Origin of the sequence: Plantactinospora sp. B24E8 (assembly GCF_039871735.1) — a bacterium.
In the GTDB taxonomy this organism is placed as follows: Bacteria; Actinomycetota; Actinomycetes; order Mycobacteriales; family Micromonosporaceae; genus Plantactinospora.
The window spans coordinates 49,861-75,787 of sequence record NZ_JBDPMH010000009.1 but is presented as its reverse complement, the minus strand read 5'-3'; the positions used below and the strand labels follow the sequence as shown (position 1 = coordinate 75,787).

The following is a 25,927-nucleotide window of genomic DNA, read 5'->3' as shown; positions in this document are numbered from 1 at the left end:
CGCGGCGCGACGCGGTGCCGGCGGGTGGAGACGGTACGACCGATGATCGCCGCCCCTTGCCGGAACCGGAGGACGCTCGGTAGCGTACGCAGGAAAGCGCTTGCCGGCCCTTGCTCGGGCGCCGGAACTCCGCGCTACGACCACCGCGCCCGTCGACTCCCGGGACCCACCCGTCCCACCCGGCCCGACGAGCGACGCGGATCAGCCAGCCTGAGGAGGCGCCCCATGGCCCGTACCACGATCGGCATCGTGCTCAATGGCGTGACCGGCCGGATGGGCTACCGGCAGCACCTGGTCCGGTCCCTGCTCGCCCTCCGCGAACAGGGCGGCCTGCCGTTGCCCGACGGCACCCGGCTCTGGCCCGAACCGGTGTTGGTCGGCCGGAGCGAGACGAAGCTGCGGGAGATCGCCGACCGGCACGGGTTGACCGAGTGGACCACCGACCTGACCGCGGCGTTGGCCCGCCCGGACGTGCAGATCTACTTCGACGCCCAGGTGACCGCCCAGCGGGAGAAGGCCCTCAAGCTGGCGATCGAGGCCGGCAAGCACATCTACACCGAGAAGCCGACCGCCGAGGACCTGGCCGGCGCGGTCGAGCTGGCCCGGCTCGCCGACGCCGCCGGCATCAAGCACGGCGTGGTCCAGGACAAGCTCTTCCTGCCCGGCCTGCGCAAGCTCGACCGGCTGGTCAAGGGCGGCTTCTTCGGCCGGATCCTCTCGGTGCGCGGCGAGTTCGGCTACTGGGTCTTCGAGGGTGACTGGCAGGAGGCCCAGCGGCCGTCCTGGAACTACCGGGCCGCCGACGGCGGTGGCATCACCGTCGACATGTTCCCGCACTGGCACTACGTGCTGGAGCAGATCTTCGGCCGGGTCACCTCGGTCAGCGCACACGTCACCACCCACATCCCGCAGCGCTGGGACGAGACCGGCGAACGTTACGACGCCACCGCCGACGACGCCGCGTACGGCATCTTCGAGATCGAGCGGCCCGGCCAGGACGGCCGGATCGTCGCCCAGATCAACTCGTCCTGGTCGGTGCGGGTCTACCGGGACGAGCTGGTCGAGTTCCAGGTGGACGGTACCGAGGGCAGCGCCGTCGCCGGACTGCGCAACTGCCGGATCCAGCACCGGGCCACCACCCCCAAGCCGGTCTGGAACCCGGACCTGCCGGCCACCGAGGACTTCCGGTCACAGTGGCAGGTGGTGCCGGACAACGCCGAGTTCGACAACGGCTTCAAGGCCCAGTGGGAGCTGTTCCTGCGGCACGTGGTCCTCGACGAGCCGTACACCTGGGACCTCTGGGCCGGGGCCCGCGGCGTGCAGCTCGCCGAACTCGGTCTGGCCTCGGCCCGCGAGGGCCGGCGGATCGAGATCCCGGAGCTGGGGGCGTCGGCGTGACCGCGCCGGGGCGCTTCTCCTTCAACCAGGCGACCGCGAAGTACTGGCCGATCCCCGACCTGGTCGCCGGCTGCGTCGCGGCCGGGGTCGGCCAGCTCGGCCTCTGGCGGGAGGAGACCAACGCGTACGGTCTGGACAAGACCGCGGCGCTGGTCCGCGACGCCGGGCTCGCGGTCACCTCACTGTGCCGGGGCGGTTTCTTCAACACCCCCGACTGGTACGACGAGAACCGTCGCGCCATCGACGAGGCCGCGACCCTCGGGGCACCGGTGCTGGTCCTGGTCTCCGGCGGCCTGCCGGACGGAAGCCGGGACCTGGACGCGGCCCGGGCGCACGTCGGTGAGGCGGTCGGGGCGTTGGTGCCGCACGCCCGGGCCGCCGGGGTGAAACTGGCGATCGAACCGCTGCACCCGATGTTCTGCTCGGACCGGTGTGTGGTGGCGAGCCTGGGCCAGGCCCTGGACCTGGCCGCGCCGTACCCGGCCGACGCGGTCGGGGTGGTGGTGGACACCTACCACCTGTGGTGGGACGACCAGGTCTGGGCGCAGATCGCCCGGGCCGGCCGGGAGGACCGGATCGCCTGCTTCCAGGTCGCCGACTGGATCACCCCGCTGCCGGAGGGCGTACTGCTGGGGCGCGGGCTGCCGGGGGAGGGCTGCGTGGAACTGCGCCGGTTCCGGGACGCGGTCGAGGCGGCCGGCTACACCGGGCCGATCGAGGTGGAGGTCTTCCACGCCGGACTCTGGGCCCGGCCGGGCGCGGAGATCCTGGACCGCACCCTCGCCGGTTACCTGGCCCACGTGGATTAGTCGGCGGACCCGGCGCGGGGGAGGATGGTCCCATGGACCGAGCCACCTTCGTGTACGACGGCGACTGCGCCTTCTGCAGCAAGTGCGCGGACTTCATCGACCGGCGGATCCCGACCGGGGTCCGGGTGCTGCCCTGGCAGTTCGCCGACCTCGACGATCTCGGGCTGACCGTGGCGCAGTGCGACGAGGCGGTCTGGTGGGTCGGCACCGACGGCGTACGCGCGGCCGGGCCGGACGCGATCGCGAAGCTGCTCGGGACGAGCCGGCCGGCCTGGCGGGCGCTGGGCGCCGCGCTGCGGCTGGCCCCGGTTCGGGCGGTGGCCTGGCCGACGTACCGCTGGGTGGCCCGCAACCGGCACCGGCTCCCCGGCGGTACGGCCGCCTGTGCGCTGCCCCAGGCGGCCCGGGAACGGCTCTACGGCACCGCCGGCGAGGGCTGAACCGGCGGAGCGTCCGGAGCCTCCGGCGGCGGGGTGGGCGCTGATCCGCCTGCCACGCCGGCCAGCTCCGGCCCCGGCCGCGGCGTCGCGGGTCGGTCCGATCCGACGGCGCCGCCCGACCGGCGGGCCCGCCACCGGACGAGTCGGTCGACCGGGCGGAGTCGCTCCAGTTCGAGGAAGCTGGTCATCGCCACCAGGTGCGGCGCGAACGAGATTGTGATCGTGGCGAAGGTGACCAGGTGGAACGAGTAGAAGAACGCCACCACCGCCCGGCGCCAACGGGCGGAGACGACGAAGATCAGTGGACTGAGCAGCTCGAACGCGATGATGCCGAACTGTGCGGCGATCAGCAGGTAGGGCACCTGGGCGATCAGGTCGGCCAGTTCGGTGCCCCGCCGGATGATCGCCCTGGCCAGCACGGAGCTGGTCAGCCACTCGATCCCGCCGAACCGGAACTTCGCCCAGGCGGCCAGGAAGTACGTGCAGACCACGGCGATCTGGGTGACCCGCAGCGCCCAGCCGCCGGCCTCGGTGCGTACCCCGTCCCCGTGCCGGGCCCGACCGGCGGTGGGCAGTACGGCGAGGGCGACCAGGAAGGCGAACCGGTCGTGGTCGACCTTCCCGTAGCTCATCGCGATGATCATCCACTCGAAATAGAGCAGGAAGACCGGCCAGCCCAGGGCCCGGGGCGCGCGCCCGGTCGCGGCGGCGAGGGAGAGCACCAGCAGCACCCAGAAGATGACCTCGACCAGCACCGGATTCGGGGTGGGCAGGGGGAGCAGCCGACCGACCAGGAGCGGCTGGTACAGCTCGCCGGAAATGCTGGTCTTGTGCCGGACCCACGGGGTGAAGATCACCAGGTCGGCGGCGACGAAGAGGTAGACGAGGGTGCGGAACGCGGCGATCCGACCCCGGGGGACCGGCTCGGTCAGCCAGCGGGAGATCGCGGCGGGCAACGTCCGGAACGTCATGACGCCCGCCAGCTGACCGTCGTCTCGTCCACGAACGTTCCGGTCGGCCGGCCGTCGCGGACGCCGTACCAGCGGACCACGATGCGGACCTCGACCAGCTCGGGTGATCCGGGGTGCCGGTCCGCGTACGCGTCGGCGACCTGCCGCAACAGGGCGGGGTCGGCGGCGTAGCGGCTCTGCTGGCCCTCGATCTCGGCCCGGCGGATCCCGGTGTTGTCCTGGTTCAACGGGATCACCGCCCCGGTCCGGTCGACCGCCTCGACCCGGGTGTCCGGGGCGGGGTCGTTCGGCGGGTTGGATCCGGCGTACATCCGGAACGGGCCGAACGGGAAGTGGTCGTCCTGGCCCCAGAGGGTGCCCGCCAGCAGGACGGCACCGACCACCGCGGTGATACCGACCCGCAGGGTGCGGCCCCGCCTCGTCAACGCGTCCATCGCCACGAGACCCTACGCGTTCCGGTCGCACCCGGACGTCCCGGATCGGCCACGGTGTCCTAGCCGGTGACGGTGTTGCTCCGGGAGGCTGGCGGTGTCGCTCGGGGAAGCCGGTGCGGGTGCGGAGACGACGCCGGCCGGATCCCTGGGTCGGGATCCGGCCGGCGTGCGCAGTTGCCGTGGCGGGTGGGCCGCCAGGTCAGTGGGTGTGTTCGTGGTCCGCCAACTGCTTGCGGACGTCGTTCATGTCGAGCGCCTGGACCTGCTCGATCAGGGACTCCAACGCCGACTCCGGCAGGGCGCCGGGCTGGGCGAATACGACAACCCCGTCCCGTACCGCCATGATCGTGGGGATGGACTGGATCCCGTACCGGACGGCCAGCTCCTGCTGCGCCTCGGTGTCGACCTTGCCGAAGACGACGTCCCCGTGTTTCTCCGAGGAGCGCTCGTAGATCGGGGCGAACCGCTTACACGGACCGCACCAGTCGGCCCAGAAGTCGACCAACACGATGCCCGGCTGCTCGGTCACCTCGTCGAAGTTGGCTGTGGTCAGCTCAACGGTCGCCATTGATCACTCCGATCACCGCAATTGAACTTGCTCCTGGGGGAACTCGTTCCATCCTCCGTGAATTCCCCGGCACCCGGTGTTGAAACGGTCATCGTGGGGCGCGTCACGTCTGGGCGGGTATCGACGGGGGTCCCTCGGGGGTGGTGCGGGGAGTGAAATCTTGTCGACACAGTCTAGTCACTCCGAGTCATGGGAGCGTTTCCAGTTGTTTCGCTGGCCAGGCCGGGTGTGATCGACGAACTTGCCGGTTGGCAAGCGGAAACAGGTGACAAATGGGATGGCCGGCCGCGTACGGATCATCACGTTCAGTAACGTTACAAAAAGATAACTGTGAGCCCGATCTCGGTCTGGGCTCTTCTGTGCAGCCAGTGTGATCGGGCAGAATCTTCCCCATCAGAGCGTGGGCGGCGGGCGCCGGGGAGGGCCCCGCCGCTCATTGCGTCCGGGGTTGGTTTCGAAAATCCCCACTTTCCTTAACGCTTGCTAAGGCTGGTGTGACGCGCCGGCCGGTGCGAACCGATCGTGAAGCCCGCTCCACCTGGCGCGATCACCCCGGCCGGCCGCCGGAAGTCGGCAGACCCCGCCGAGGTGTCGTCGAGCCGGGCGGACGCCCGGGGTCGGACCGGCGGGAACTTTCCGGGCAGAAGGGGATGTCCTCCGCGAGAGCCGCATATGCTGAGCTCGGGAGGCCGCGATGAGTCATACCGGATCCCCGGACCCGGCCGGCGCCACAGCTCCAGAACCCGCCGACGGCACCAACCGCGACGCCCGGCTGGCCGCCACCGCCGGGTATTCGCCGGACGAATGGCGGCTGCTCACCCGGTTACCCGGCCGGGTGATCGTGGCGGCCTCGTCGCCCGATCCGGGCAACCCGGCCCGGGCCGTCGCCGAGGGCCTGGCGGGCCTGGACGGCATCGCCGCCGGCCGGGCCTTCGACAGCGAGCTCGTCCGCGCCGTGGTCGCCGCCATCTACGCCGAGTCCGACGACGGACGCTCCGCTCCGGTACGCGACCACCACGCCGACCGCGGCCGGACCGAACTGCTCCGTTCCTGCCGTGCCGCGGTCACGACGCTGGCCCGGCACGCCGACCCGGCGGACTCGGCCGCGTACCGCCAGTGGGTGCAGTCGGTCGCGGCGCGGGTGTGTCGGGCGGCCGGCCCCGACGGACGTCCCCGGCCGTTCGGCGAGCCGGTCGCACCGGAGCAGCGTGACCTGCTGGACCGGCTCGGCGAGGCGTTGGGCCTGCGCCCGGCCGGTTGATCCGAGGGCCCGGTCGCCGGACGGGAGGTCGGGTGCGGGACCGCGAGCCGCGGACCTGCGGCTGAGTGCCGGGACGGTGCGCCGTACCCTCTGCAGACCGTGGAAGGCGCCGAGGTGGAGCTCGAGGTCGGGGTGGGGCCCTGGCCCGGTGAACCACCCACCGATCCCCGCTACGACCCGGAGTTGCTGGCGCACGGCGACCGCCGCAACGTGGTCGACCGCTACCGGTACTGGCGACGGGAGGCGATCGTCGCCGACCTGGACCTGCGGCGGCACGACTTCCACGTGGCGATCGAGAACTGGCAGCACGACTTCAACATCGGCACCGTGGTCCGCAACGCGAACGCCTTTCTCGCGGCCGAGGTGCACGTGGTCGGCCGTCGCCGCTGGAACCGGCGCGGCGCGATGGTGACCGACCGGTACCAGCACGTACGCCACCACGAGACCGTCGAGGCGTTCCTCGACTGGACCGCCGGACAGGAACTGTCGGTGATCGGGATCGACAACCTGCCCGGGTCCCGACCGCTGGAGAGCGTCGTACTGCCGCGCCGCTGCGTACTGCTCTTCGGGCAGGAGGGTCCGGGGCTCTCGGCACCGGCCCGGGACGCCTGCACCCAGGTTCTCTCGATTGCCCAGTACGGCTCGACCCGGTCGATCAACGCCGGGGTGGCCAGTGGGATCGCCATGCACGCCTGGATCCGGACCCACGGCGGCGAGCCGCCCGACCGGCCGGGCTGACCGTCGGCCTTCGTCGTCCCCTCCGGGGGGTGGACGCCCCCGACGTACGGAGAAGGGCCAAAAAGGGCCGGTTCGCTTGACTCGGGGCCACTGGTACCGCGACTGTAGTTCTCGTGGGTGTTGCGGTGAGCTGTCCACGTTGCGGCGGTCAGGTCCGACCGCCCGGACTCATGCACTCCACCTGGCGCTGTCCGCACTGCGGCCCGGTCTCCCCGCTGCACGTGGCGGAGCACATCGGTCCCGAGATCGTGGCCAGCACGGTGGAGCGGCTCACCACGAACGTCGCCGCCGACCAGGCCGAGGCCCGGGTCCGGGGTCGCGCCGACCACGACCGGGTGGAGCCGACCACCTCACCCGTACCACTCTGGTGTCCGTGGCCGCTCCCGTCGGCCTGGACCATGACCGGGGTCGGCTGGGCCGGCGACGACCACAGCGGGGTACGGGCGACGGCGGTGGCCTGCAGCGGGCCGGCGCCACTCGGCGGGGGACCGGCCGACCTGGTGCTGGTCGCCGAGGAGCCCGGCGTCGGGCTGGGTGCCCGGTTCGTCGGCACCAGGGGCATCGATCCCGGTCCCGGGCTCACCGACACGCTGACCGAGGCGGGTCCGGGGCACGCGGAGCGGGTCACCCCGGCCAAGATCACGGCAGGCGGGCACCCGACTCCACTGTGGCCAGTCAAATCTCCGACAGACCGGAGTGCCTACGCCGGTGAAGCTCGGGGGATCTGGCTCTATGCGATAGCCTGGCCGGCAAGCGCAGGTCACCTCCTCGCGGAAGACGTGGTCCTCCACGACCTTGCCGAGTGGACGCCGCCTGAGCTTGTGTACGGAGCTCCGTCTCCCTACCTGCACGGGAGGGTCTGAAATGGCCGACCGCGTCGAGGCGGCGAGCGTACGCGCACTGTTCACCGTAGGACAGCCGACTGATACTCTGGGTTTTGCCGCGGTTCGCAGCCCGGTACCGCACGGAGGGATGGCCCGCCATGGTTAAAAAGGTCTTCACCTGGGGCGGTATCGCCTTCCTGATCTTCTTCATCGCCTTCCAGCCGAACTCCGCCGCCGACGTCTTCAAGTCGCTGGGGAGCACCATCCTGGACGTTGCCCAGGGCTTCGGCGACTTCTTCACCGACCTCGTCGCCTAGCCGCCCATGGGCAATCCGTCGGGTGAACCCCCTGAGCCCGAGGACGACGCCGAGCGTCGCCGCCGCGAGCGGGACACCGAGCCGATCCCCCGGGTCCGCCCCGATGACGGGCCGGAGTTCGACGGGCCGGCCTACGCCAGCGGACCGTCCTATCCGGACGACCCGGGTTATCCGGACGGACCGGGATACGGCGAGGAGCGTCGGGCCGGCACCCGGGGCTGGGTCCGTGACCCGGACGACGGTCCGGAGATCTCCGAGGAGGAACTCGCCGGTCTCCGGGTCGACGCCTCCGGGATGCCGCTCGGCCCACGCCGGGTGCTCCCGCTCGAGGACGAGCCGACGGCCCTGGTCGCCCGCTACCTCTTCCCGACCGAGCGGTACCGGGGTGAGTGGAAGCGGCACAAGATCGCACTGGCCACCCCGCTGTTGGTCGGCCTGCTGGCCACCTTCGTACTGGGCTACCTCGCCGGTTGGCTGGCGGGTGAGGGCGGCGGCACACTGACCACGCTCTCCGTGCTGGTCTGGCTCGCGATCATGGGCTGGGTGGCCTGGAAGGTCGCCGACTGGTATTTCGACCGCTTCATCCTGACCAATAAGCGGGTGATGGTGGTCAATGGCATCATCACCCGCCAGGTCGCGATGATGCCGCTGCTGCGTGTAACAGATATGAAATACGAGCAGTCCCCGCTCGGCCGGGCGCTCAACTACGGCACCTTCGTGCTGGAGTCCGCCGGTCAGGAGCAGGCGCTTCGCGAGGTCAAGTACCTGCCCAACCCGAACGAGCTCTACCTGCGGGTGGTCGAGGAGATGTACGAGCCGCAGGCGGTCGAGGCGCGGCTGGGCAAGGAGGCCGAGGAGGCCAAGGCCGACGACGGCGCGTGAGCTTGCCCACGCTCGCAGCGGCCTTCTGTCCCGGAAGAACGGATTCTGTCCAAACCTCGAATGGAATCGCACCTATTCGCGCGATAGACCTGGCCGGTCGGTTGTGGCAGCCTTTCCGTCACACGGCGGGGGGAGGCGACAGGTGGCGCCGAGACACTCGATGGACGAGGAGTTCCGGGAGTTCGTCGCGGCCCGATCGGCGGCCCTGCTGCGCACCGCATACCTGCTGGCCGGGGACTGGGCCACCGCCGAGGACCTGCTGCAGACCGCGCTGACCAAGACGTACCTCGCCTGGCGGCGACTGGGTGGGATCGAGGCGGTCGAGCCGTACGCCCGCCGGGTCCTGATCAACACCGCGACCAGCTGGTGGCGGCGGCGGTGGCACGGCGAGCGGCCGACGGAGATCCTGCCCGAGCGGCCGGCGCCCGACCAGATCGAGACCCAGCTCGAACGGGACCGGCTGTGGCGGCACCTCCAGGCGCTGCCGGTACGTCAACGGGCCGTCCTGGTGCTGCGGTTCTACGAGGATCTCTCCGAGGCCCAGACCGCCGCCATGCTCGACATCTCGACCGGCACCGTGAAGAGCCAGACCTCCCGGGCACTCAACACGCTGCGCCGCCGGCTCGGCGCGGAGGCCGACTGGATGGTCACCCGGAGCGCCACGGAGTCGGAAACCCGGGTCGCCGGGGCCGGCCGTACGACGTCGTCCGCGCGCCAGCCCGGCACGCCGGCGACCGGCCGACCGGGCACGCCGGTGGTGACGCCGGCCGGCGGCGGGTCGACCACGCCGGCCCCGGCCGGAGGGCTCGCCGCGGGCGAGACCCCACTGCCGGTCCCGTCCCGGGGGCGCACGCCCGGCGGCGAAACCGCGCTGCCGGTCCCGTCCGGCGCGCGGCGGTCCGGCGGCGAGTCGCCGGCCCAGACCCGTCAGCCCGCCCGCCGATCGGCCGCCGCGCTGGCGGTGCCGACGTCCTCCGTTCCCGCGCTCGGAGCGGAAGCGTGACGATCATGTTGGAAGACTCGCTTCGTGAGATGCTCGCCGCCCGGGTCGAGACGCCGCCGGTCGCCGACGACATCGCCACGCGGGTGATCCGTCAGGGCCGGGTCTCCCGGCGACGGCGGACCACCGCCGGGCTGGTCGCCGTCTCGACCGCACTGGTGCTGGTTGTCGGTGGGGTGGTGTCGCTGGGCGGCGGCTGGCTCTCCGGCAACCGGGGCGCCACCAGCGTGGCCGGCTTCACCGCCGACAGCGTCGAACCCGATCTCAGCGCGCCGGCCGGCACGGCCACACCGGGTGCTGACACCGGGATCGGGCTCGACATCCGCAGCGGCGACCAGCTCTGGACGACCGACGGGCGACGACTCACCCTCGGCGGGGTCGGTGAGGTGACCCGGGTCTACCGGGTGCCGGCCGGCTGGGTGTACGCGGGGGTGGAGAAGGTCCGGTTCCTCCGGACCGACGGTTCCTCCCTCTCGCTCAGCGGCGAACACGGCCGGTGGGTGCTCAGCCCCGACGGCGAACGGTTCGCCTTCCAACTCGGCACCACGCTCTACCTCGCCCGGCTCACCTCGAACGGCATGGCGGTACTGGCGGACGCCCCCGTACCGGACGGCAGCTGGCCGGTCGCGCTCAGCGGCGACCAGGCGGTGATCTCCGAAGGCGGCCGCGGGTACGCCGTCGTCGACCTGGCCAAGCCCACGTCACCGGTGCCGAACGCCAAGGTCACGGCGGTCTACGGGATGCGCGGAAAGAACCTGCTCGGACTCGTCGCCGGTGCGGACGCCGGAACGCACTGCCTGGCCAGCCTGACCGAGGCCGCCGGTCGGCTCACCCCGGTCCAGGACGGCAGCTGCGATTTCGGGACGAACGGATCAGCTCCGCGTGCCAGGCTGGAGGTCGCCGGTGACGGATTGGCCCCCGACGGCGGGTGGCTTGCCACGCGCCGGGGCAGCACGGTCGTCGTCATCAACGTCGGCCAGGCCCTCGACGGCCGCACGGTGCCCGTCGACTGCCAGGCCGAGGCGCTGGTCGACCCGGTCTGGGCGGACTCCCGCACCGTGGTGACCGGCAACGACCGCAGCGTCGTCCGCTGCGCCACCGACGGCACCGGGCAGAGCATTCCCCTTCCCGAGGGGGTCGAGGAGAACTGGCAGCTCGTACCGAGGCTGATGAACGGGCCGGTCGGGCAGTAGCCTCGGGCCGTGACGCCGCCCGAGCAGACGCCCGCCGACCCGACCCGGCCCGCCCACCCGACCCGGCCCGCCGGGGTGGCCGCGCCGGCCCGGGTCACACCGGACGACGTACCCCGGATCGACCTGCACACGCACTCGACCGCCAGCGACGGCACCCTCAGCCCGGCGGAGCTGGTCCAGGCCGCCCGGACCGCCGGGCTCGACGTCCTGGCGATCACCGACCACGACACGACGGCGGGCTGGGGGCCGGCGGGCCGGGCCCTGCCACCCGGGCTCACCCTGATCCGCGGGGCCGAGCTCTCCTGCCGGTGGTACGGCACCGAGCCGTCGATCCCGCTGCACCTGCTCGGCTACCTCTTCGATCCCCAGGCGCCGGAACTGGTCGCCGAGCTGACCCGGCTCCGCGCGGCCCGGGAGGTCCGCGGCGAGCGAATCGTCGAGCTGCTCCGGGCCGACGGCATCGACGTCAGCTGGCCGGAGATCCTGGCGCACGCCGGGGGCGGCACCGTCGGGCGGCCGCACATCGCGGCGGCGCTGATCCAGGCCGGGCTGGTCACCAGCACCGCCGAGGCGTTCACGCCGCGCTGGCTCGGCGAGCGGTACCGGCTGCCCAAGGACGACATCGACGTCTTCCGCGCGGTCCAGTTGGTCCGCCGGGCCGGCGGGGTGCCGGTGCTGGCCCACTCCCGGGCCAGCCGGCGGGGCCGGATCGTGCCGGACTCGCTGATCGCCGAGCTGGCCGGGGCCGGACTCGCCGGCCTGGAAGCCGACCACGAGGACCACTCGCCGGCCGAGCGGGACGCCGTACGGGCCCTCGCCGGGGAACTCGGGCTGCTCGTCACCGGCTCCTCCGACTTCCACGGCAGCCACAAGACGGTTCGACTCGGCGCGTACACGACCGGGATCGAGGCGTACGAGCGGATCGTGGCGACGGCGACCGGCGTGGCCCCGCTCACCGGGCCGGCTGACCTGCCCTGACCAGCATCACCGCGCCGCTACCGTGAGCGCGTGAACATGAAACTGCTCGGCGAGGTCCTGGTGACCCTGCTGGTGATCACCGACCCGCCGGGCATGGTCCCGATCTTCGTCGCCCTGACCGGTCAGATGCCGGCCCGGGAACGGGTACGCGCCGCCTGGCAGGCGGTGGCACTCGGCCTCGGCGTGATCGTGGTGTTCGCGGTGGCCGGGCAGACCCTGCTGGACTACCTGCACGTCGACCTGCCGGCGTTGCAGGGCGCCGGCGGCCTGCTCCTGCTTCTCGTCGCGTTGGAACTGCTCACCGGCAAGTCCGGCGACCCCAATCAGCAGACCACCTCCAACGTGGCCCTGGTCCCGTTGGGTACGCCGCTGCTCGCCGGCCCCGGCGCGATCGTCGCCACCATGCTCTTCGTCCAGGAAGCCGACGGGATACCGGACTACCTGTCGATCGGGGTCGGCATCATCCTGGTGATGGCGGCGGTCTGGGTGATCCTGCGCTTCTCCGGGATCGTGGTGAAGGTGCTCCGCCCGGCCGGCATTGAGGTGCTCACCCGGATCGCCGGCCTCCTGCTGGCCGCGATCGCGGTGCAGCTGATCGCCGACGCGGTGGTCGCGTTCGTCGACGCGCACCGACTCGCCGGCTGAGCCGTCGTCCTCGTCGACCCGCGCCGGGGCGTCGGCTGAGCCGTCGGGTTCGTCGAGCCGCGTCGGCCGCGCGGGTTGAGCCGTTGTCGTGTCGGACGGACATGGCAGGATCGGGGCCGTGCGAAGGCCATCCTCTCCGGGTAATCACACCCCTCGGTCGCGTGCCACTCCCCGGCCACGTGACCCGGGGCCGGAACAGCTCGGCTTCGACGGCATGCCCGAGCGGCTCTTCGTCTGCACTCCGAGCAAACTCGGTTCCTACACCGACTGTCCCCGGCGCTACCGCTACGCGTACGTCGACCGCCCGGCACCGCCGAAGGGGCCGCCGTGGGCACACAACTCCCTCGGCGCGAGCGTGCACACGACACTGCGCAACTGGTACGCGCTGCCCGCCGACCGCCGTCGCCCGGAAGCGCTGCCGACCCTGCTGAAGGGGACCTGGGTCCGGGAGGGCTACCGCGACGAGGCCCAGGAGCGGGCGGTGTTCCGTCGGGCGCTGGAGTGGCTGGAGTCCTACGTGGAGACGCTCGACCCGGACGCCGACCCGGTGGGTGTGGAGCGGGTGGTGGCGGTGAAGACCGGAGTCCTGGCGTTCAACGGCCGTGCCGACCGGATCGACGCACGACCGGGTCCGGACGGGCCGGAGCTGGTGATCGTGGACTACAAGACGGGTCGTAGCGGGCTGGACGCCGACGACGCCCGAGGTTCCCAGGCGCTCGCCCTGTACGCGTACGCGGCCGAACGGGTGTTCCGCCGGCCGTGCCGTCGGGTGGAGTTGCACCACCTGCCGTCGGCCACGGTCGCCGCCCACGAGCACACCGTGGAGTCGCTCGCCCGACAGGTGTCCCGGGCCGAGGAGACCGCCCGGGACATCATGGCCGCCGAGCGGGCGGTCGCCGACGGCGTCGACCCGGACGAGGCGTTCCCGGTCTCGCCCGGCACGCTCTGCGGGTGGTGCGACTACCGGCGTACCTGTCCGGCCGGAGCCGAGGCACCGACCCGGGATCCGTGGTCGGCGGTGGAACGGGCGTTGGCGCCCGCCGAGGAAGGCCCGACCGGCGGGGCCTCACCATCCCGGTGACCGGGCCCAACGGTTCCGGCGTCGCCGACAGGCGTCGGGTGTCGGTGGCAGGGTTCCCCGGTGTCGGTGGCAGGGTTCCCCGGTGGCGGTGACAGGGGACAGCGACGCCGGGGACGGGGAGGTGGCGGGCCGGGGCGGTTGGCCGTGCCGGCGCACTGGTCAGGTGTCGGTGGCCCGACGCTGCTGACAACTCGGGCACAGCCCCCAGTACGTGACCTCCGCCTCGTCGACCTCGAAGCCGTACGCCGACACGGGGTCGAGGCAGGGGGCCGAGCCGACCGCGCAGTCCACGTCGGCGATCTCACCGCAGCCCCGGCAGACGACGTGGTGGTGGTTGTCACCGACCCGGGCCTCGTAGCGGGCGGGGGACCCGGCGGGCTCGATCCGACGGGAGAGGCCGGCCCGGGACAACGCGCCGAGTACGTCGTAGACGGCCTGGGTGGACACGGAGGCGAGCCGCTCCCGCACCCGCTGGGCGATCTCGTCCACCTCCAGGTGGCCGCCGCCGGCCAGCACCTCCAGCACGGCGAGGCGCGGCCGGGTGACCCGAAGGCCCCTCGACCGGAGCAGTTCCTCGCCAGTCATCCATCTATGACAGCACGTGGATGGGGTGGCAACAAGGCGAGTAAAGGATGATCGTGGTGGTCACCACACCGGCGGGACCAGCCAGGATCATCGAGGGAACCGGAGTGAACCGTCCCGACTCCTGTCCCGTGTACCGGAGTAGATCGGGCAAGTGATCGACTCCGCCGTACCGGGGTGGTCCGGCGAATCCGAGCTGTCAGGAGGAGGCAGGGTGCTCAGGGAAGTCATGGGCCTGCCCGCACATGTACTGCTGGTGCACGCCGCGGTGGTCTTCGTGCCACTGTTGGCGTTGGTGGCCACGGCGTACGCCGTACTGCCCCGGTTCCGTGGTCGGCTCGACTGGGCGGCGGGTCTGCTGGCGGTGGCCGCCCCCGTGGCGGCCCTGCTCGCCAAGCTGTCCGGCGAGGAACTGCGGGACGTGTTGATCGCCAAGAACTATCCCGACGAGATCATCCAGCAGGTCAACGACCATCAGGCGTACGGGAACCAGACATTCGGGTCGAGCATCGCTCTCGGGGTGGTCACCCTGGTGCTGCTCGTGCTGACCCGGCCGGGCCGGTCCGTGCCACGGTGGTTGGGGCTGGTGTTGGGCGCGGTCATCGTGGTGCTCGCCGTGGTCAACGTCTGGTTCGTCTACCTGACCGGGGACAGCGGGGCACAGGCGGTCTGGGAGGGCGTCCTGTAGTCCGTCCGTCCGGTGTCACCGTCGCCCCCGACGCGGGTCGGGGGCGACTCCGTGTTCGGGGCCGGCCGTATCCGCGGCCGGCCGTCCGTGTCGGCGGTTCGGGGCGTCCCGCTGCTCAGAACAGGATGCGGGAGCAGAGCAGACACATCAGCACGAGTACCACCGCGCCCCCGACCAGGCCGATGCCGTAGGTCAGGGTCCGGGCGTTGCTTTCGGCGGCGTCGAGGGCGGGCAGGTCCTGCGCCGGCAGCGCCCGCGGCGGCGAAGGCTGTACGTGCAGCGTCGGCCGCCACTCGGGCGGTGGCATGCCGCTCGGCGGCGGGCCGGCGTACCGGGGTCCGGCGCCGCCGGTCCGCTCGGCCGACGGTGATGCCGGCTCGGCGGGCGGTCCGGTGGGCCGACGCCAGAAGGCGTCATCGGCGGAGTCACCGCTGGGCGTCGTCACGCTGTCCGACGGTACCAACCTCCACGACGTCGGGCGGCCGGCCGGGTGTGGCCGGCGGGTACGCTTCTGTGCGTGCACAGGACGGACGAACCGGTCACGCCGCGCGTGGCCAGGGATGACGACCGGTTGGTCGACCTCACCGACGACTATCGGGTGCTGCCCGACCAGACCGTGGACGACACCGACCGGGGCTGGGGTGAGCGGGCCGTCTCGAACGACGACCGGCTGCTTGCCGAACGCCCGCCGCACTGGGACTGAACCCGGGCTTGCCGGCGGTCTGTCCGGCATCGCGGACGTGCCGGGGCCACGGTCACGGTCGTACGATGATCGAGAATCGCGCGGTGTCCGGTAGGGCGATCGCGCGCCGGGCCTGTTCAGGCTGCAGAGCCAGGTAGAGGGCACCCTCCTCGGGAACCAGGACGTCGAGCACCAGGGCACGGCCGGCGACCAGCAGTGGTTTCGCCGCAGCCCGTCCGGGCTCCGGCACGGCCGCCAGCAGGTCCACCCGAACTCCTGGTCGGGTCACGGCCAGTGCCGCCGGCTCGGCGAGTCGGATGGGCACGCCGACCGCCCCGGCCGGCACCGGCAGGGCCGGCTCTCGTTCGTCCGGCGTCGTGTCGCGCCGAGGTTGCCCGTCTCCTGTTCCGTCGGCCCCGCCGCCGGGCGGACGTGCCGAGCCGGAGCGACCAGCCGACGGCCCGCCGGCCGACGTGGCGCCAGTCGACGGGCCGCCAGCCAACGGGCCGGCCGGGCCGGGTGAGCCAGGCACTCCGCTCGGCTCCCGGGCGACACAGTCCGGCGCGCCCAGCTGGACCACGCCGAACGCGACGAACAGCAGGACGGCGGCGAGTGCCCACCGGAGGGTGGAACCGCCGGTCAGCCGGGGCGGCCAGCGGCTCGGGCGCAGGCTGGCGTCGCCTTCGGTGTCCGTACGGTCGAGCGCCACGACGTGCCTCCCTCGGTTGGCGACGCCGACATCGATTGGCGTCGTCCGATGGTCTGCACGTTAGGTGGGAACGGCTTCAGTCGGAGGCCGGAGAACGGCGACCTGTGGACAACCCGAGGGTCTGTGGATAACCCGGACGGTAGTACGGGCAGGTCAGGCCGCGCTGCTGCTCGCGGAGGTCGTCGTCGACTTGCTCCCGGAACCGGTCGAGCTGGCTGCGGTGCCGCCGGAGCCGCCGCTGCTGCCGTTGGTCGAGCCGGACGTACCGCTGGCGGCGCTCGCACCACCGTCGCCGGAGCCGGCCGAACCCGACGCGCTCTTGGTGCTCTCCGACTTGGCCGTGGTGGCGCCGTTCGAGCCGTTGGTCCGGGAATCGGTCCGGTAGAAGCCGGAGCCCTTGAAGACGATCCCGACGGAGTTGAACATCTTGCGCAGCCGACCCTGGCACGCCGGGCACTCGGTCAGCGGCTCGTCGGTGAAGGACTGCACCGCTTCGAGCTGGTGGCCGCACTCGGTGCAAGCGTACTGGTAGGTGGGCACTGTCCCCTCCGGATCTTGCAAGCCTGTTGGCACTCGACGTATCCGAGTGCCAATGGTGCGGCATCCTACCCACTTTCGTCCAGCCGAAGTGGCGGGGGCGACGGTCAACCGGACGACAGGGGCCGAACCCCACCGGTCGGGGTGATCGCGGCCCGTACCGGACGATCGTGACGGTCAGCCGGCACGGTCTCGAGTAACTCGCCGTCGTGGAGCAGGGCCACCGTCAGGACCGCCGCGTCGACCCGGGCCAGTGCCCGGTCGTACGACCCGCCGCCCCGGCCCAGCCGTAACCCGGCCCGGTCGACGGCCAGCGCCGGCACCACCACCAGGTCCGCGCCGGCGACGGCGGTGGTGCCGAGGCGCCCCGTACGTGGCTCACGTAACCCCCGTCCGGCGGCGACCAGGGAGCCCGGCCCGTCGTACGGGGCCCAGTCCAGGTCCAGGTCGGGACGGAGCACCGGCAGCAGGAGCTGCCCCGTCGACCCGAGTGCGGCGGCCAGCACCTCCGGCAGTTCCGGCCCGCCGGGCTCGCTGCCGACCGGTACGTACCCGGTGACCCGCCCGGGGCGTACCCGGCGGACCAGGGCGACCAGCGCGGCCTGGAGCCGTTCGGCGGCGGCCCGCCGGTCGGCCGGCGACAGTTCCCGGCGCCGGGCGAGCAGCCGGGCTCGCACCTCGACCTTCGCCCGCTCGACCTCATCCGAAAAATCCGGCACGTAACACTCCTGCGGCGACACCGGTTAATCACTGCGGTGGGGTCAGCATCGCAGCATCGGATACGGAGCTTCCGGGGGGACGAGTGACGCTGCGCGGACGGTTGACCACCGCGTTCCTCGCGATCGTGCTCGGACCGGTGCTGCTCGGTGCGCTGTTCGTGGCCGGCACCGTCGCCTCGGTGAGCCGGCACCAGGTCGAGGAGCGACTCAACCTGGCCGCGACGACGGTCCGCACCTCGATCAACGCGCTCTGCCAGCAACTGCACGCCACAGCGGGTGCGGTCGCGCTGCTCGGCGATCCGACGAGCCGGTCCGGTACGGCCCTGCAGATGGTCGACCGAGGGCTGGCCGACGCGGTCATGATCACGAACCCGGGCGGAGTCGCCGTCTTCGTCACCCCAGGCGCACCGTCCCGGCCGTGGACCTCCTGCACCGGCCCGGGCGCGGTGGACAACAGCCCGTACGCGCTCGCGGCCCGGGTCGAGATGCGCAACCGGGCCGGTGACGTGGTCGGCGCGGTCTGGGCCGGCCAGTTGCTCGACGCCGCCTTTGTCCGGCGGCTCGCGGCGACCAGCGGAGCCGCGGTGACCCTGCTGCCGCGGCGGGCCAGCCCGACCACTGCCCAACCGGCGAGCCGAGCCGCGCCCGGGCCGCCGTCGCCTGAGCCGTCGTCCGTTGGGCCGCCGTCGCCTGAGCCGTCGTCCGTTGGGCCGCCGAGCGGGCCGGGCGCCGTGGGCGAGGCCCCCGGGGCGGAGGTCGGCGTCGACCCGGTCGAGGGAGCCGGTAGCGACCCCACCGGTAGCGATCCGACCGGCATCGAGTCGCAGAGTACGGAGTCGACGGGTGCCCGGGCCGGGGTGCTCGCCGCGGCCCGGCGGATCTCCGGCGACACGATCGTGCGAACCGAAGGCGGCCGGTACGTACGCCGGGTCGGGCCGTCACCCGGCCAACCACTGCCGCTCGTGCTGTCGGTACCCCGGGACCCGCCGACCGTCCGGTACGCACTCCTCGGCGTGGTCGTCCTCGTGGCCGGTGTTCTCGCGGTGCTGTCCGCCTGGCGCCTGGCGCGGTCGACCACCCGCCCGCTGGCCGAACTGGCCTGGGCCGCCGACCGGGTCGCCGAGGGTGACCTGGCGGCCCGGGTACCGGTGCGCGCGCCGGACGAGGTGGGTCGGCTCGCCGACAGCTTCAACCGGATGACCCGCGAGACCCAGTCGTATCTCCGGGCGTTGATCATCAGCCGACACCAGTTGCGTGACCAGCTCACCGTGCTCGGCGACACCCTGGCCAGCACGCACGACCTGCGGGGGATCTTCCAGGTGATCCTGCGTACCGCGATGGCGGCCACCGGCGCCCGGGCCGGCGTTGTGCTGCTCCTCGACCCGGCCGACGGCCACCTGGTGAGCCGGTGCGTCGAAGGGCTCGACGAGCAGTTGCGGACCCGCGACCTCGGGCTGGCGGCCCGCCTCCCGGCGCCGAACCGCGATCCCGCGCCGGCCCGTCACCCGGCACCGGTCCCGGCTGGCGGTCCATCGCCCGCCCCCGGCCCCGACGCGGCCCTCGACGGCGGCCCCGAAGCCACCGCGCGCCAGGGCGACGGATCAGCGGGTGACGGGTCGGCGGCTGACGAGGTGGCAGGCGACCGGTCAGCGGGCGACGAGGTGGCGGGCGATGAGGCGGCGGCCGGGCTGCGGATCCCGCTCGGCCGGGGACTGCTCGGCACCGTCGCGGCCAGCGGCCAGCCCCGGCGGGGCCGGCTGGACCGGGACGGCCCGCCGCTGTACGCGTACGAACCACGGTGCCGGACGTACGTCGCGGTGCCGTTCACCGTTCCGACCCGGGACGGTGCGGGCCGGACGGACCCGAGCGCCCTACGGGCCGACGGTGATGCGCCGCAGGCCGACCATGATGCTCCCCGGACCGACAGCGGCGTGTTCCGGACCGACAGCGGCGCCGATGGAGGCGTCGAACCGGCCACGATCGGCGTCCTCGCCCTCTACGACCGGCTCGGCGCGGACGAGTTCGACGACACGGACGTCGCCACCCTGCGCTCGTTCGCCAGCCACGCTGCGGTCGCGGTGGACAACGTACGGGTGCACGAGGAGGCGCAGCGGCTGTCCCTCACCGACCCGCTCACCGGACTGTGGAACTACCGGTACCTCAGGGAGTCGATCCGCCGGGAGATCGAACGGGCCAGCCGGTTCGGGCGCCGGCTCGGCGTACTCGCCCTGGACCTGGACCGCTTCAAGGAGGTGAACGACACCTACGGGCACGCCGCCGGCGACGCCGTGCTCGCCGAGTTCGCCCAGCGGATCCGGGGTGCGACCCGGGAGGTCGACCTCGCCTTCCGGCAGGGCGGCGAGGAGTTTGTCGTACTGCTGCCGGAGACCGACGTCCGGGGCGCCGCGACGGTGGCCGAACGCCTCGGCGCGGCGGTTCGGGAGCAGCCGATCAGCATCCGGCCCCGGACCGGCGGGATCACTTCGGTCCGGGCCCTCGTCTCGGTCACCGTCTCGATCGGTGTCGCGGTCTACCCGGACCACGCCACCACCGGACCACACCTGCTGGCCGCCGCGGACGAGGCGCTCTACGCCGCGAAGGCGGCCGGTCGGGACACCTACCGGACGGCCCCGGTCGGCGGGCCCACCATCGTCCAGGAGCTTCCGGTACGCCCCGGCGCGGCCACCCCCGACGACGGGTTGCCGTGGGCGGGGAACCGACCTGCCCAGCGACCGGATGGTGGCACCGACGGCGCGTTATCCGGGCCACAACCGCCACGCCAGGGTCGTGGCCGATAGTCTCGCGACATGCCGGAGCACGCAGCTACCCCAGCGAACCCTTCCACGTCGACGGCCGGACGGCGGGCGACGAAGGCGGTCATCCCGGCCGCCGGCCTGGCCACCCGGTTCCTGCCCGCCACCAAGGCGGTGCCCAAGGAACTCCTGCCGGTGGTCGACCGTCCCGTACTGCAGTACATCGTCGAGGAGGCCGCCCAGGCCGGGCTCACCGACGTCCTGCTGATCACGGGTCGTGGCAAGACGGCGATGGTGGACCACTTCGACCGCCGACCGGACCTGGAGACCCGGCTGGCGGAGAAGCCGGAACTGTTGGAGGCGGTACGACGTACCAGCGAACTGGCCTCGATCCACACCACCCGGCAGCCCGAGCAGCTCGGCCTCGGCCACGCCGTCGGGTTCGCCGAGTCGCACGTCGGCGACGAGCCCTTCGCGGTGCTGCTCGGTGACGAGTTCGTCAACCTCTCCGAGCCGCTGCTGCCGGCGATGATCGAGTTGCAGGCCCGTACCGGCGGCATCGTGCTCGCCTTCTTCGAGGTTCCGCCGGAGGACACCAAGCGGTACGGCATCGCCTCGGTGACCCCGGCCGACCGGGCGCTGACCGACCTCGGCGAGGTGGTCGAGGTGACCGGCCTGGTGGAGAAGCCGAAGCCGGAGGACGCCCCGAGCAACCTGGCGGTGCTCGGCCGGTACGTGCTGCCCGGCAGCATCTTCGAGGCGATCCGCCGCACCGAGAAGGGCAGCGGTGGCGAGATCCAGCTGACCGACGCGATGGGGCTGCTGCTGAAGGAGGGGATGCCGGTGCACGCCATCGTCTACCGGGGGACCCGGTACGACACCGGCATGCCCCTCGGCTATCTCCAGACGGTGGTGCAGTTGGCCAGTGAGCGTGAGGACATCGGTGCGGAGTTCCGGCGGTGGCTGGGCGAGTTCGTCGCCTCCGACGCCGCCCGCCGGACATGATCCGTCGTGAGGTGACGGTGTGACAGCCACGGCCGACGCCGAGGCGGCCGCCAACGAGCTGACGCCGCTCGCCGACTACCTGGGCAGCGTGCTGCGCAGGTTGCGGGCGCTTCCCCCGCTCGACCTCGACCTGACCCAGGCGTACGGCAACGTCCTCGCCGAGGACGTGGTGGCGCCGCACGCCTATCCGGCCTTCGACCAGGCGGCCATCGACGGCTACGCGGCCCGCTGGGAGGACATCTCCGGCGCGGGCCGCACCGCCGGCGGTGGCTACGGTCCGACCCGGCTCGGCGACCCCCGTCCGGTACGGCTCAACGTGGTCGGGGACCTCGGCGCGGCGAGCTGGCGGCCGGTTCGGCTCACTCCGGGATCCTGCTTCTCGGTCGCGGCCGGATCGCCGCTGCCGATCACCGCCGACGTGGTGGTGCCGGTGGAGTGGACCGACCAGGGCATGGCGGCGGTGGAGATCTTCCGGGTCCCGAAGCGCGGCTACGGGCTGCGTCGGGCCGGTGAGGAACTCCCCGCCGGCACGCTGCTGGCCCGGGCCGGCTCGTACATCTCCCCGGCCCTGGTCGCGGTCTTCGCCGCGACCGGGATCGGGCACGTCGTGGTCCGGCCCAGCCCCCGGGTGGTGATCGTGGCGACCGGCGACGAACTCGTCGACGTGGGCCGGGGCAGCCAGCCGGGTCAGGTCGTGGACGTCAACTCGCACGCGCTCACCGCGGCGGCGGCCGAGGTGGGCGCGCTGGCGTACCGGGTCGGGATCTGCGACGACGATCCGGAGGGCCTGCGTGGGCTGCTGGAGGACCAGACACTGCGCGCCGACCTGATCATCACCACCGGCGGCACCGGGGCCGGGCCCGGCGACATGATCCGACGGGTGCTGTCCCGACGCGACGGTGGCCGGGCCAGCCCGGTCAGTTTCAAGGAGGTCGCCCTCTATCCCGGAAGCACTCTCGGATTCGGTACGGTCGGGGCCGAGGAGGTGCCGGTGGTGTGTCTACCCGGTGAGCCCGGAGCGGCGTTGATCGGATTCGAGGTGCTGGCCCGTCCGGCCATCCAGTTGCTGGCCGGTGCCGAACCGGTGTTCCGGCCCAGCGTGCGGGCACACCTGTTGGAGACGGTCAGTTCGCCGGCCGGGCTGCGCGAGTTCCGTCCCGCCCACGTGGCGGAGCGGCGCGGCGGCGGCTACACGGTCCAGCCGCTGCGCGGCGGACCGTACACGCTCTCCGGGCTGGCCGAGGCGAACGGCCTGGTGGTGCTCGGCGAACGGGTGACCAACGCGGCGGCCGGCTCCACCGTGGACGTGCTGCTGCTGGACCGGCGGCGATGAGTTTCGGTGGGACGCCGGGCTGGCCGGTCGTGCTGCAGGACGGTCCGGTGCTGCTGCGGCCGTACCGCCGCTCGGACGCGGCCGCCTGGTCGGAGGTGCGCTGCGCCAACCGGGCCTGGCTGGCGCCCTGGGAGTCGTCGCCACCCGGCCGGTGGGAGGACCTCAACTCGCCGGCGGCGTTCCGCTACGTCCACCGTGACCACCGCCGCCAGGCCCGGCAGGGGTACGGCATGCCGTTCGCGGTCTGCCTGCGGGAGGGCGGCCGGGAACGGCTGGTCGGGCACATCAACCTCGGCAACATCGTGCGCCGGGCGTTCTGCTCCGGGTACGTCGGCTACTGGGTCGACGCCCGGGTGGCGGGACGCGGGGTGATCCCCACCGCGATGGCGCTGGTTGTCGACCACGCCTTCGGCCCCGGCGGACTGCACCGGATCGAGGTCAACATCCGGCCGGAGAACCGGCCGTCCCGGCGGGTGGTGGAGAAGCTCGGCTTCCGCGAGGAGGCCTACCATCCCCGTTACATGCACATCGACGGCGCCTGGCGTGACCACATCGGATATGCGTTGACCAGTGAGGACGTCGCCGCCGAGGGCGGGTTGCTGGCCCGCTGGCACCGGACGCGTACCGTCGCGCCCTGAGCGCCGTCCGACCCCGCGCCGGTGATCGCCCACGTACCCACCGGTCGGCGCGCCCGCACGATTTTCCTGGTCTGCCCGCCTAACCTGGGGTAACTGGGACGTGCGGCAACGTCGGACGAACCTGCATGATCTTCGTGGTCGGTGGTCCGCGCGTCGCCGTACGATCCACCATCGCCGGGATCCTGTGGTCCGTCCCGATGGTTGCCCAAGCTGGGTGTGACGGGAGGGATGAGGGTGCCGGCCTCGGTGCTCCTCGCCGTCCTCGCCGCCGCCGGACTGCTCGCCCTCGCGCCGGCACTGGTCCGCCGGTACGACGCCACGGAGCGGCTGGCGGCGGAGCGGGCGCAGTCGACGGCGCGGGTGATCCAGCGCCGTCGACGCCGTCGCACTGTTCCCGGTCGGGAGCCGGTCAAGCCACCACGTACCCGAGTTGTCACGGTACGTAGTGACGACTCGCCGGTCTCGGCACCGCCCGCCCCGGCCCGCCGTGCCGCCGCCCTGCGGCTGGTGCCCCGGTCCTCCGGCCGCGGCCGACGCCGACCACCACCCCGCCGGCACACCCCGGCGATCTACCGGCGTCGACGGGTGCTGGCCGCCCTCCTCCTGCTCAACCTCGTCGAGCTGGTCGGAGTGGTCCTGGTCAGCTCCGGATTCTGGATCAGCTTCTCGGTCACCGTGACCCTGCTCGCCGCGTACCTCGTACACCTGCGCGGCCGGGCCATCGCCGACCAGCGGCGCCGGCGGGCCGAGGCCCGGGAGGCGGCATGGCTCGCCGCCCGGCAGGCCGAGGTCCGGCGGGCCCACGCCCGCCGCGCCCAGGCCCGGCGGGAGGCACAGCGCAGGCTCGCCGCCCAGCGCGAACTGGTCCGCCGCGCCGCCCTCGGCCTCGACCAGATCACCGACCTGCCGCGAGCGGCGAGCGGCGGCGGTGGCCGGACCGACGGCGGCGGCCGTCCGGCCAACAGCACCCGCCGCGCCGCCGGTTCCGTCTCCTACCGCCGGGCCGGCGGCCTGCGTGGCCGCCCCTACGAGCTGTGAGGAAGGGTCCCTTGTCATCGGATCTTGTAGGGCGGTGCCCTTCCCGGCCGCCCTGGGCCGTGGGTCCGGCTCGCCTGGTGGGGGCTGGTTCGCGAGAGCCGGGGGTGACCTGTTAGCCTTGTCGCCGGTTCGCCTCTTCGCCTAGAGGTGGGCGCGGATCGGCAAGGGGCTGTGGCGCAGACCGGTAGCGCACCTCGTTCGCATCGAGGGGGTCAGGGGTTCAAATCCCCTCAGCTCCACCCACAAGGGCAATGGCCAGCGGAAACGCTGGCCATTGATCGTTTGGTACGGATCCGGCACAACCCAGCCCGATCCTGCGCCAGTCATAGTCACCGGCAACAGCCTGTGACGTGCTCCGGGCCTCAGGTTGTTGTCCAATCTCCGCCTGCGTCATCAGCTACGGCGGATGTTCCTGGGCATCCGTCGGCGATTCGGGTCTGCCCGATGGGGTGGGAGAACGGCCGTGCGACGGCGGGCGGTCACGCGGTGGTCGCGAGCGATTCCTGGGTTGGGATCGTGTGGCGGCGACGGGTCGGGAGCATCCAGGTCGGGTGGGAGACGCTCCAGGCCGCGGTCTTGCAGATCATCTCTTTGACCCGTACGGCCGTGCTGCCGGTGAGCACGGACGGCTTGGGCTGGTCGTCCGGGGTCACCCACTGCACGAGCGCGTCACGGCGGCCGAGGCTGACGCACTGCCCGGTGTAGCCGATCTTGTTCGGAGGGATCCGGCGTCCGGTCAGGCGAGCGACGATGACGTCGGCCGCCAGGTGGGCCGAGGGAACCCCCGAGGCGCAGGACATCCGCAATGGTTTACCGCTCGCGCCGGGCGCGAGCGCGGCGTCACCGACGGCGTAGACATCGGGGTGCGAGACAGACCGCATGGTGTCGTCGACGACGATCTGTCCCGTCGCGGAAACCTGCAGGGTAGTCGCCGCCGCGATGGGATGGACGGTGAACCCGGCCGTCCAGACGGTCACCTGGGCCGGGATCGCTCGGCCGTCGGTGGTGACAGCGCCGGTCGGCTCGACGCCCGCGATGTCGGTGTGCTCGTGCACCGTGATGCCGAGCCGGGCGACAACCTTGCGCAGGTGGCTCTGGGCCTTCTCGCTCAACCAGTCGCCGAGGCCGCGGCGGGCGGCGAGGGAGACCGTGAGGTCCGGCCGGGCCTCGGCGATCTCGGTGACGGCTTCGATGCCGGTGAGGCCACCACCGACGACAAGCACGGTTTCACCCGCGGCGAGGCCGGCCAGACGGTCACGCAGCCGCAGGGCGGACTGCTTGCCGGCGATGTGGTGGGCATGCTCGGCGACGCCGGGAACGCCGCAGTCGGCAGCGGTGCTGCCGAGGGCGTAGACGAGCGTGTCGTAGGCGATCTCGCCGGGACCGGCGGCGTCGACGACGCCGACGGCCCTGCGTTCGGCGTCAACGGCCGTGACCTGCGCAAGCCGTACCCGCACGTCGGTGCCCGCGAAGACGTCGGACAGCGGGCGGTGCTTCAGGTCCTGGCCGGTCGCCAGCTGGTGCATGCGGACCCGTTCGACGAACTCGGGGGCGGCGTTGACGAGGGTGATCTGTGTGTCCGCGGAGTGCAGCCGCTTGGCCAGGCGCCCGGCGGCGTTGGCTCCGGCGTATCCGGCCCCGAGGACGACGATGCGGTGCTTCATGGTTCCGCTCCTGTCCGGTCGGTGTCTGCTTCCTGAACCG

Annotated in this window: 29 protein-coding genes and 1 tRNA gene; 21 read left to right on the top strand and 9 right to left on the bottom strand. The window is 72.5% G+C overall.

Annotation, left to right across the window (positions count from 1 at the left end):
• The first annotated feature begins 225 nt into the window (after positions 1-225).
• Genes ABGB21_RS16250 through ABGB21_RS16240 form a run of 3 tightly spaced genes read left to right on the top strand, consistent with a single transcriptional unit; the run spans position 226 to position 2,647 of the window.
• Entirely contained in the window at positions 226-1,398 is a 1,173-nt protein-coding gene (locus ABGB21_RS16250; RefSeq protein ID WP_347651765.1) for a Gfo/Idh/MocA family oxidoreductase, read from the top strand.
• The gene (locus ABGB21_RS16245; protein WP_347651764.1) at positions 1,395-2,207 is read left to right on the top strand and encodes a sugar phosphate isomerase/epimerase family protein; all 813 of its coding nucleotides are present in this window, start codon (positions 1,395-1,397) and stop codon (positions 2,205-2,207) included. Before ABGB21_RS16250 ends, ABGB21_RS16245 begins: the two co-directional genes overlap by 4 nt.
• Before the next feature lie 32 nt (positions 2,208-2,239).
• Positions 2,240-2,647 carry a DUF393 domain-containing protein gene (locus ABGB21_RS16240; RefSeq protein ID WP_347651763.1) on the top strand — a complete coding sequence of 136 codons (408 nt, stop codon included), beginning with the start codon at positions 2,240-2,242 and terminating at the stop codon, positions 2,645-2,647.
• Here the strand turns inward: ABGB21_RS16240 and ABGB21_RS16235 are convergent.
• The 3 genes from ABGB21_RS16235 to trxA form a co-directional block, all read right to left on the bottom strand.
• Positions 2,623-3,618: an MFS transporter permease gene (locus tag ABGB21_RS16235; RefSeq protein WP_347651762.1), complete on the bottom strand. Its 996-nt coding sequence runs from the start codon at positions 3,616-3,618 to the stop codon at positions 2,623-2,625. The genes ABGB21_RS16240 and ABGB21_RS16235 overlap by 25 nt on opposite strands.
• Positions 3,615-4,052, bottom strand: coding sequence for a hypothetical protein (locus tag ABGB21_RS16230; protein WP_347678381.1), 438 nt, complete (start codon positions 4,050-4,052; stop codon positions 3,615-3,617). The genes ABGB21_RS16235 and ABGB21_RS16230 overlap by 4 nt, the downstream gene beginning before the upstream one ends.
• 199 nt (positions 4,053-4,251) lie before the next feature.
• The gene (gene trxA, locus ABGB21_RS16225) at positions 4,252-4,620 is read right to left on the bottom strand and encodes a thioredoxin (RefSeq protein ID WP_347651760.1); all 369 of its coding nucleotides are present in this window, start codon (positions 4,618-4,620) and stop codon (positions 4,252-4,254) included.
• A gap of 694 nt (positions 4,621-5,314) precedes the next feature.
• On the opposite strand from trxA, the gene ABGB21_RS16220 reads away from it, so the two are divergent.
• From ABGB21_RS16220 to ABGB21_RS16175, 10 genes are all read left to right on the top strand, one after another.
• The gene (locus tag ABGB21_RS16220; RefSeq protein WP_347651759.1) at positions 5,315-5,881 is read left to right on the top strand and encodes a hypothetical protein; all 567 of its coding nucleotides are present in this window, start codon (positions 5,315-5,317) and stop codon (positions 5,879-5,881) included.
• Between the two features lie 114 nt (positions 5,882-5,995).
• Complete coding sequence (locus tag ABGB21_RS16215) at positions 5,996-6,619, top strand: RNA methyltransferase (protein ID WP_347651758.1); 624 nt, start codon at positions 5,996-5,998, stop codon at positions 6,617-6,619.
• 125 nt (positions 6,620-6,744) lie between these two features.
• On the top strand, positions 6,745-7,482 hold the full coding sequence (locus tag ABGB21_RS16210; protein ID WP_347651757.1) for a DUF6758 family protein: 738 nt from the start codon (positions 6,745-6,747) through the stop codon (positions 7,480-7,482).
• A 119-nt stretch (positions 7,483-7,601) separates the two neighbouring features.
• Positions 7,602-7,760 (top strand): hypothetical protein, encoded by a 159-nt coding sequence (locus ABGB21_RS16205; RefSeq protein ID WP_347651756.1) that lies wholly within the window; start codon positions 7,602-7,604, stop codon positions 7,758-7,760.
• Between the two features lie 6 nt (positions 7,761-7,766).
• On the top strand, positions 7,767-8,642 hold the full coding sequence (locus ABGB21_RS16200; RefSeq protein WP_347651755.1) for a PH domain-containing protein: 876 nt from the start codon (positions 7,767-7,769) through the stop codon (positions 8,640-8,642).
• Between the two features lie 142 nt (positions 8,643-8,784).
• On the top strand, positions 8,785-9,645 hold the full coding sequence (locus ABGB21_RS16195; RefSeq protein WP_347651754.1) for a SigE family RNA polymerase sigma factor: 861 nt from the start codon (positions 8,785-8,787) through the stop codon (positions 9,643-9,645).
• Entirely contained in the window at positions 9,642-10,835 is a 1,194-nt protein-coding gene (locus ABGB21_RS16190) for a hypothetical protein (protein ID WP_347678379.1), read from the top strand. Before ABGB21_RS16195 ends, ABGB21_RS16190 begins: the two co-directional genes overlap by 4 nt.
• A 75-nt stretch (positions 10,836-10,910) precedes the next feature.
• Positions 10,911-11,813, top strand: a complete 903-nt coding sequence (locus ABGB21_RS16185) for a PHP domain-containing protein (protein ID WP_347651969.1) — start codon at positions 10,911-10,913, stop codon at positions 11,811-11,813.
• A gap of 30 nt (positions 11,814-11,843) precedes the next feature.
• A complete protein-coding gene (locus ABGB21_RS16180; RefSeq protein ID WP_347651752.1) occupies positions 11,844-12,458 on the top strand; it encodes a MarC family protein in 615 nt (204 codons plus the stop codon).
• Between the two features lie 214 nt (positions 12,459-12,672).
• Positions 12,673-13,539 carry a PD-(D/E)XK nuclease family protein gene (locus ABGB21_RS16175; protein ID WP_347651751.1) on the top strand — a complete coding sequence of 289 codons (867 nt, stop codon included), beginning with the start codon at positions 12,673-12,675 and terminating at the stop codon, positions 13,537-13,539.
• 159 nt (positions 13,540-13,698) lie between these two features.
• On the opposite strand, the gene ABGB21_RS16170 is transcribed toward ABGB21_RS16175, so the two are convergent.
• On the bottom strand, positions 13,699-14,124 hold the full coding sequence (locus ABGB21_RS16170; RefSeq protein ID WP_347651750.1) for a Fur family transcriptional regulator: 426 nt from the start codon (positions 14,122-14,124) through the stop codon (positions 13,699-13,701).
• Positions 14,125-14,335: 211 nt separating this feature from the next.
• On the opposite strand from ABGB21_RS16170, the gene ABGB21_RS16165 reads away from it, so the two are divergent.
• A complete protein-coding gene (locus ABGB21_RS16165; protein ID WP_347651749.1) occupies positions 14,336-14,809 on the top strand; it encodes a DUF2231 domain-containing protein in 474 nt (157 codons plus the stop codon).
• 115 nt (positions 14,810-14,924) lie between these two features.
• On the opposite strand, the gene ABGB21_RS16160 is transcribed toward ABGB21_RS16165, so the two are convergent.
• Positions 14,925-15,254, bottom strand: coding sequence for a translation initiation factor 2 (locus ABGB21_RS16160; RefSeq protein WP_347651748.1), 330 nt, complete (start codon positions 15,252-15,254; stop codon positions 14,925-14,927).
• Between the two features lie 72 nt (positions 15,255-15,326).
• Between ABGB21_RS16160 and ABGB21_RS16155 the strand changes: the two genes are divergently transcribed.
• The gene (locus ABGB21_RS16155; protein ID WP_347651747.1) at positions 15,327-15,512 is read left to right on the top strand and encodes a hypothetical protein; all 186 of its coding nucleotides are present in this window, start codon (positions 15,327-15,329) and stop codon (positions 15,510-15,512) included.
• A gap of 52 nt (positions 15,513-15,564) precedes the next feature.
• On the opposite strand, the gene ABGB21_RS16150 is transcribed toward ABGB21_RS16155, so the two are convergent.
• The 3 genes from ABGB21_RS16150 to ABGB21_RS16140 all read right to left on the bottom strand — a co-directional run bounded on the left by ABGB21_RS16150 (position 15,565) and on the right by ABGB21_RS16140 (position 17,456).
• Positions 15,565-16,200 (bottom strand): flagellar biosynthesis protein FlgA, encoded by a 636-nt coding sequence (locus ABGB21_RS16150; RefSeq protein ID WP_347651746.1) that lies wholly within the window; start codon positions 16,198-16,200, stop codon positions 15,565-15,567.
• Positions 16,201-16,353: 153 nt separating this feature from the next.
• Positions 16,354-16,740, bottom strand: coding sequence for an FmdB family zinc ribbon protein (locus tag ABGB21_RS16145; protein ID WP_347651745.1), 387 nt, complete (start codon positions 16,738-16,740; stop codon positions 16,354-16,356).
• Positions 16,741-16,844: 104 nt separating this feature from the next.
• Complete coding sequence (locus tag ABGB21_RS16140; protein ID WP_347651744.1) at positions 16,845-17,456, bottom strand: 5-formyltetrahydrofolate cyclo-ligase; 612 nt, start codon at positions 17,454-17,456, stop codon at positions 16,845-16,847.
• An 83-nt stretch (positions 17,457-17,539) separates the two neighbouring features.
• Here ABGB21_RS16140 and ABGB21_RS16135 point away from each other — a divergent pair, with 83 nt between their 5' ends.
• The 6 genes from ABGB21_RS16135 (at position 17,540) to ABGB21_RS16110 (ending at position 24,462) form a co-directional block, all read left to right on the top strand.
• Positions 17,540-20,254, top strand: a complete 2,715-nt coding sequence (locus ABGB21_RS16135) for a diguanylate cyclase (protein WP_347651743.1) — start codon at positions 17,540-17,542, stop codon at positions 20,252-20,254.
• 9 nt (positions 20,255-20,263) lie between these two features.
• Positions 20,264-21,214, top strand: a complete 951-nt coding sequence (locus ABGB21_RS16130) for a UTP--glucose-1-phosphate uridylyltransferase (RefSeq protein ID WP_347651742.1) — start codon at positions 20,264-20,266, stop codon at positions 21,212-21,214.
• A gap of 19 nt (positions 21,215-21,233) precedes the next feature.
• Positions 21,234-22,547: a gephyrin-like molybdotransferase Glp gene (gene glp, locus ABGB21_RS16125; protein WP_347651741.1), complete on the top strand. Its 1,314-nt coding sequence runs from the start codon at positions 21,234-21,236 to the stop codon at positions 22,545-22,547.
• Entirely contained in the window at positions 22,544-23,185 is a 642-nt protein-coding gene (locus ABGB21_RS16120) for a GNAT family protein (RefSeq protein ID WP_347651740.1), read from the top strand. The genes glp and ABGB21_RS16120 overlap by 4 nt, the downstream gene beginning before the upstream one ends.
• A 228-nt stretch (positions 23,186-23,413) precedes the next feature.
• Entirely contained in the window at positions 23,414-24,223 is an 810-nt protein-coding gene (locus ABGB21_RS16115; protein WP_347651739.1) for a hypothetical protein, read from the top strand.
• 165 nt (positions 24,224-24,388) lie between these two features.
• A tRNA-Ala gene (locus ABGB21_RS16110) sits at positions 24,389-24,462 on the top strand.
• Between the two features lie 240 nt (positions 24,463-24,702).
• On the opposite strand, the gene ABGB21_RS16105 is transcribed toward ABGB21_RS16110, so the two are convergent.
• The gene (locus tag ABGB21_RS16105) at positions 24,703-25,887 is read right to left on the bottom strand and encodes an FAD-dependent oxidoreductase (RefSeq protein WP_347651738.1); all 1,185 of its coding nucleotides are present in this window, start codon (positions 25,885-25,887) and stop codon (positions 24,703-24,705) included.
• Positions 25,888-25,927 lie beyond the last annotated feature (40 nt).

What these genes read in the sequence shown, in the direction of transcription:
- ABGB21_RS16250 (WP_347651765.1), top strand. Translation starts at nt 226, where the DNA reads ATGGCCCGTACCACGATCGGCATCGTGCTCAATGGCGTGACCGGCCGG.
- ABGB21_RS16240 (WP_347651763.1), top strand. Translation starts at nt 2,240, where the DNA reads ATGGACCGAGCCACCTTCGTGTACGACGGCGACTGCGCCTTCTGCAGC.
- ABGB21_RS16235 (WP_347651762.1), bottom strand. Translation starts at nt 3,618, where the DNA reads ATGACGTTCCGGACGTTGCCCGCCGCGATCTCCCGCTGGCTGACCGAG.
- ABGB21_RS16230 (WP_347678381.1), bottom strand. Translation starts at nt 4,052, where the DNA reads ATGGACGCGTTGACGAGGCGGGGCCGCACCCTGCGGGTCGGTATCACC.
- trxA (WP_347651760.1), bottom strand. Translation starts at nt 4,620, where the DNA reads ATGGCGACCGTTGAGCTGACCACAGCCAACTTCGACGAGGTGACCGAG.
- ABGB21_RS16220 (WP_347651759.1), top strand. Translation starts at nt 5,315, where the DNA reads ATGAGTCATACCGGATCCCCGGACCCGGCCGGCGCCACAGCTCCAGAA.
- ABGB21_RS16205 (WP_347651756.1), top strand. Translation starts at nt 7,602, where the DNA reads ATGGTTAAAAAGGTCTTCACCTGGGGCGGTATCGCCTTCCTGATCTTC.
- ABGB21_RS16200 (WP_347651755.1), top strand. Translation starts at nt 7,767, where the DNA reads ATGGGCAATCCGTCGGGTGAACCCCCTGAGCCCGAGGACGACGCCGAG.
- ABGB21_RS16175 (WP_347651751.1), top strand. Translation starts at nt 12,673, where the DNA reads ATGCCCGAGCGGCTCTTCGTCTGCACTCCGAGCAAACTCGGTTCCTAC.
- ABGB21_RS16170 (WP_347651750.1), bottom strand. Translation starts at nt 14,124, where the DNA reads ATGACTGGCGAGGAACTGCTCCGGTCGAGGGGCCTTCGGGTCACCCGG.
- ABGB21_RS16130 (WP_347651742.1), top strand. Translation starts at nt 20,264, where the DNA reads ATGCCGGAGCACGCAGCTACCCCAGCGAACCCTTCCACGTCGACGGCC.
- ABGB21_RS16120 (WP_347651740.1), top strand. Translation starts at nt 22,544, where the DNA reads ATGAGTTTCGGTGGGACGCCGGGCTGGCCGGTCGTGCTGCAGGACGGT.
- ABGB21_RS16115 (WP_347651739.1), top strand. Translation starts at nt 23,414, where the DNA reads ATGAGGGTGCCGGCCTCGGTGCTCCTCGCCGTCCTCGCCGCCGCCGGA.
- ABGB21_RS16105 (WP_347651738.1), bottom strand. Translation starts at nt 25,887, where the DNA reads ATGAAGCACCGCATCGTCGTCCTCGGGGCCGGATACGCCGGAGCCAAC.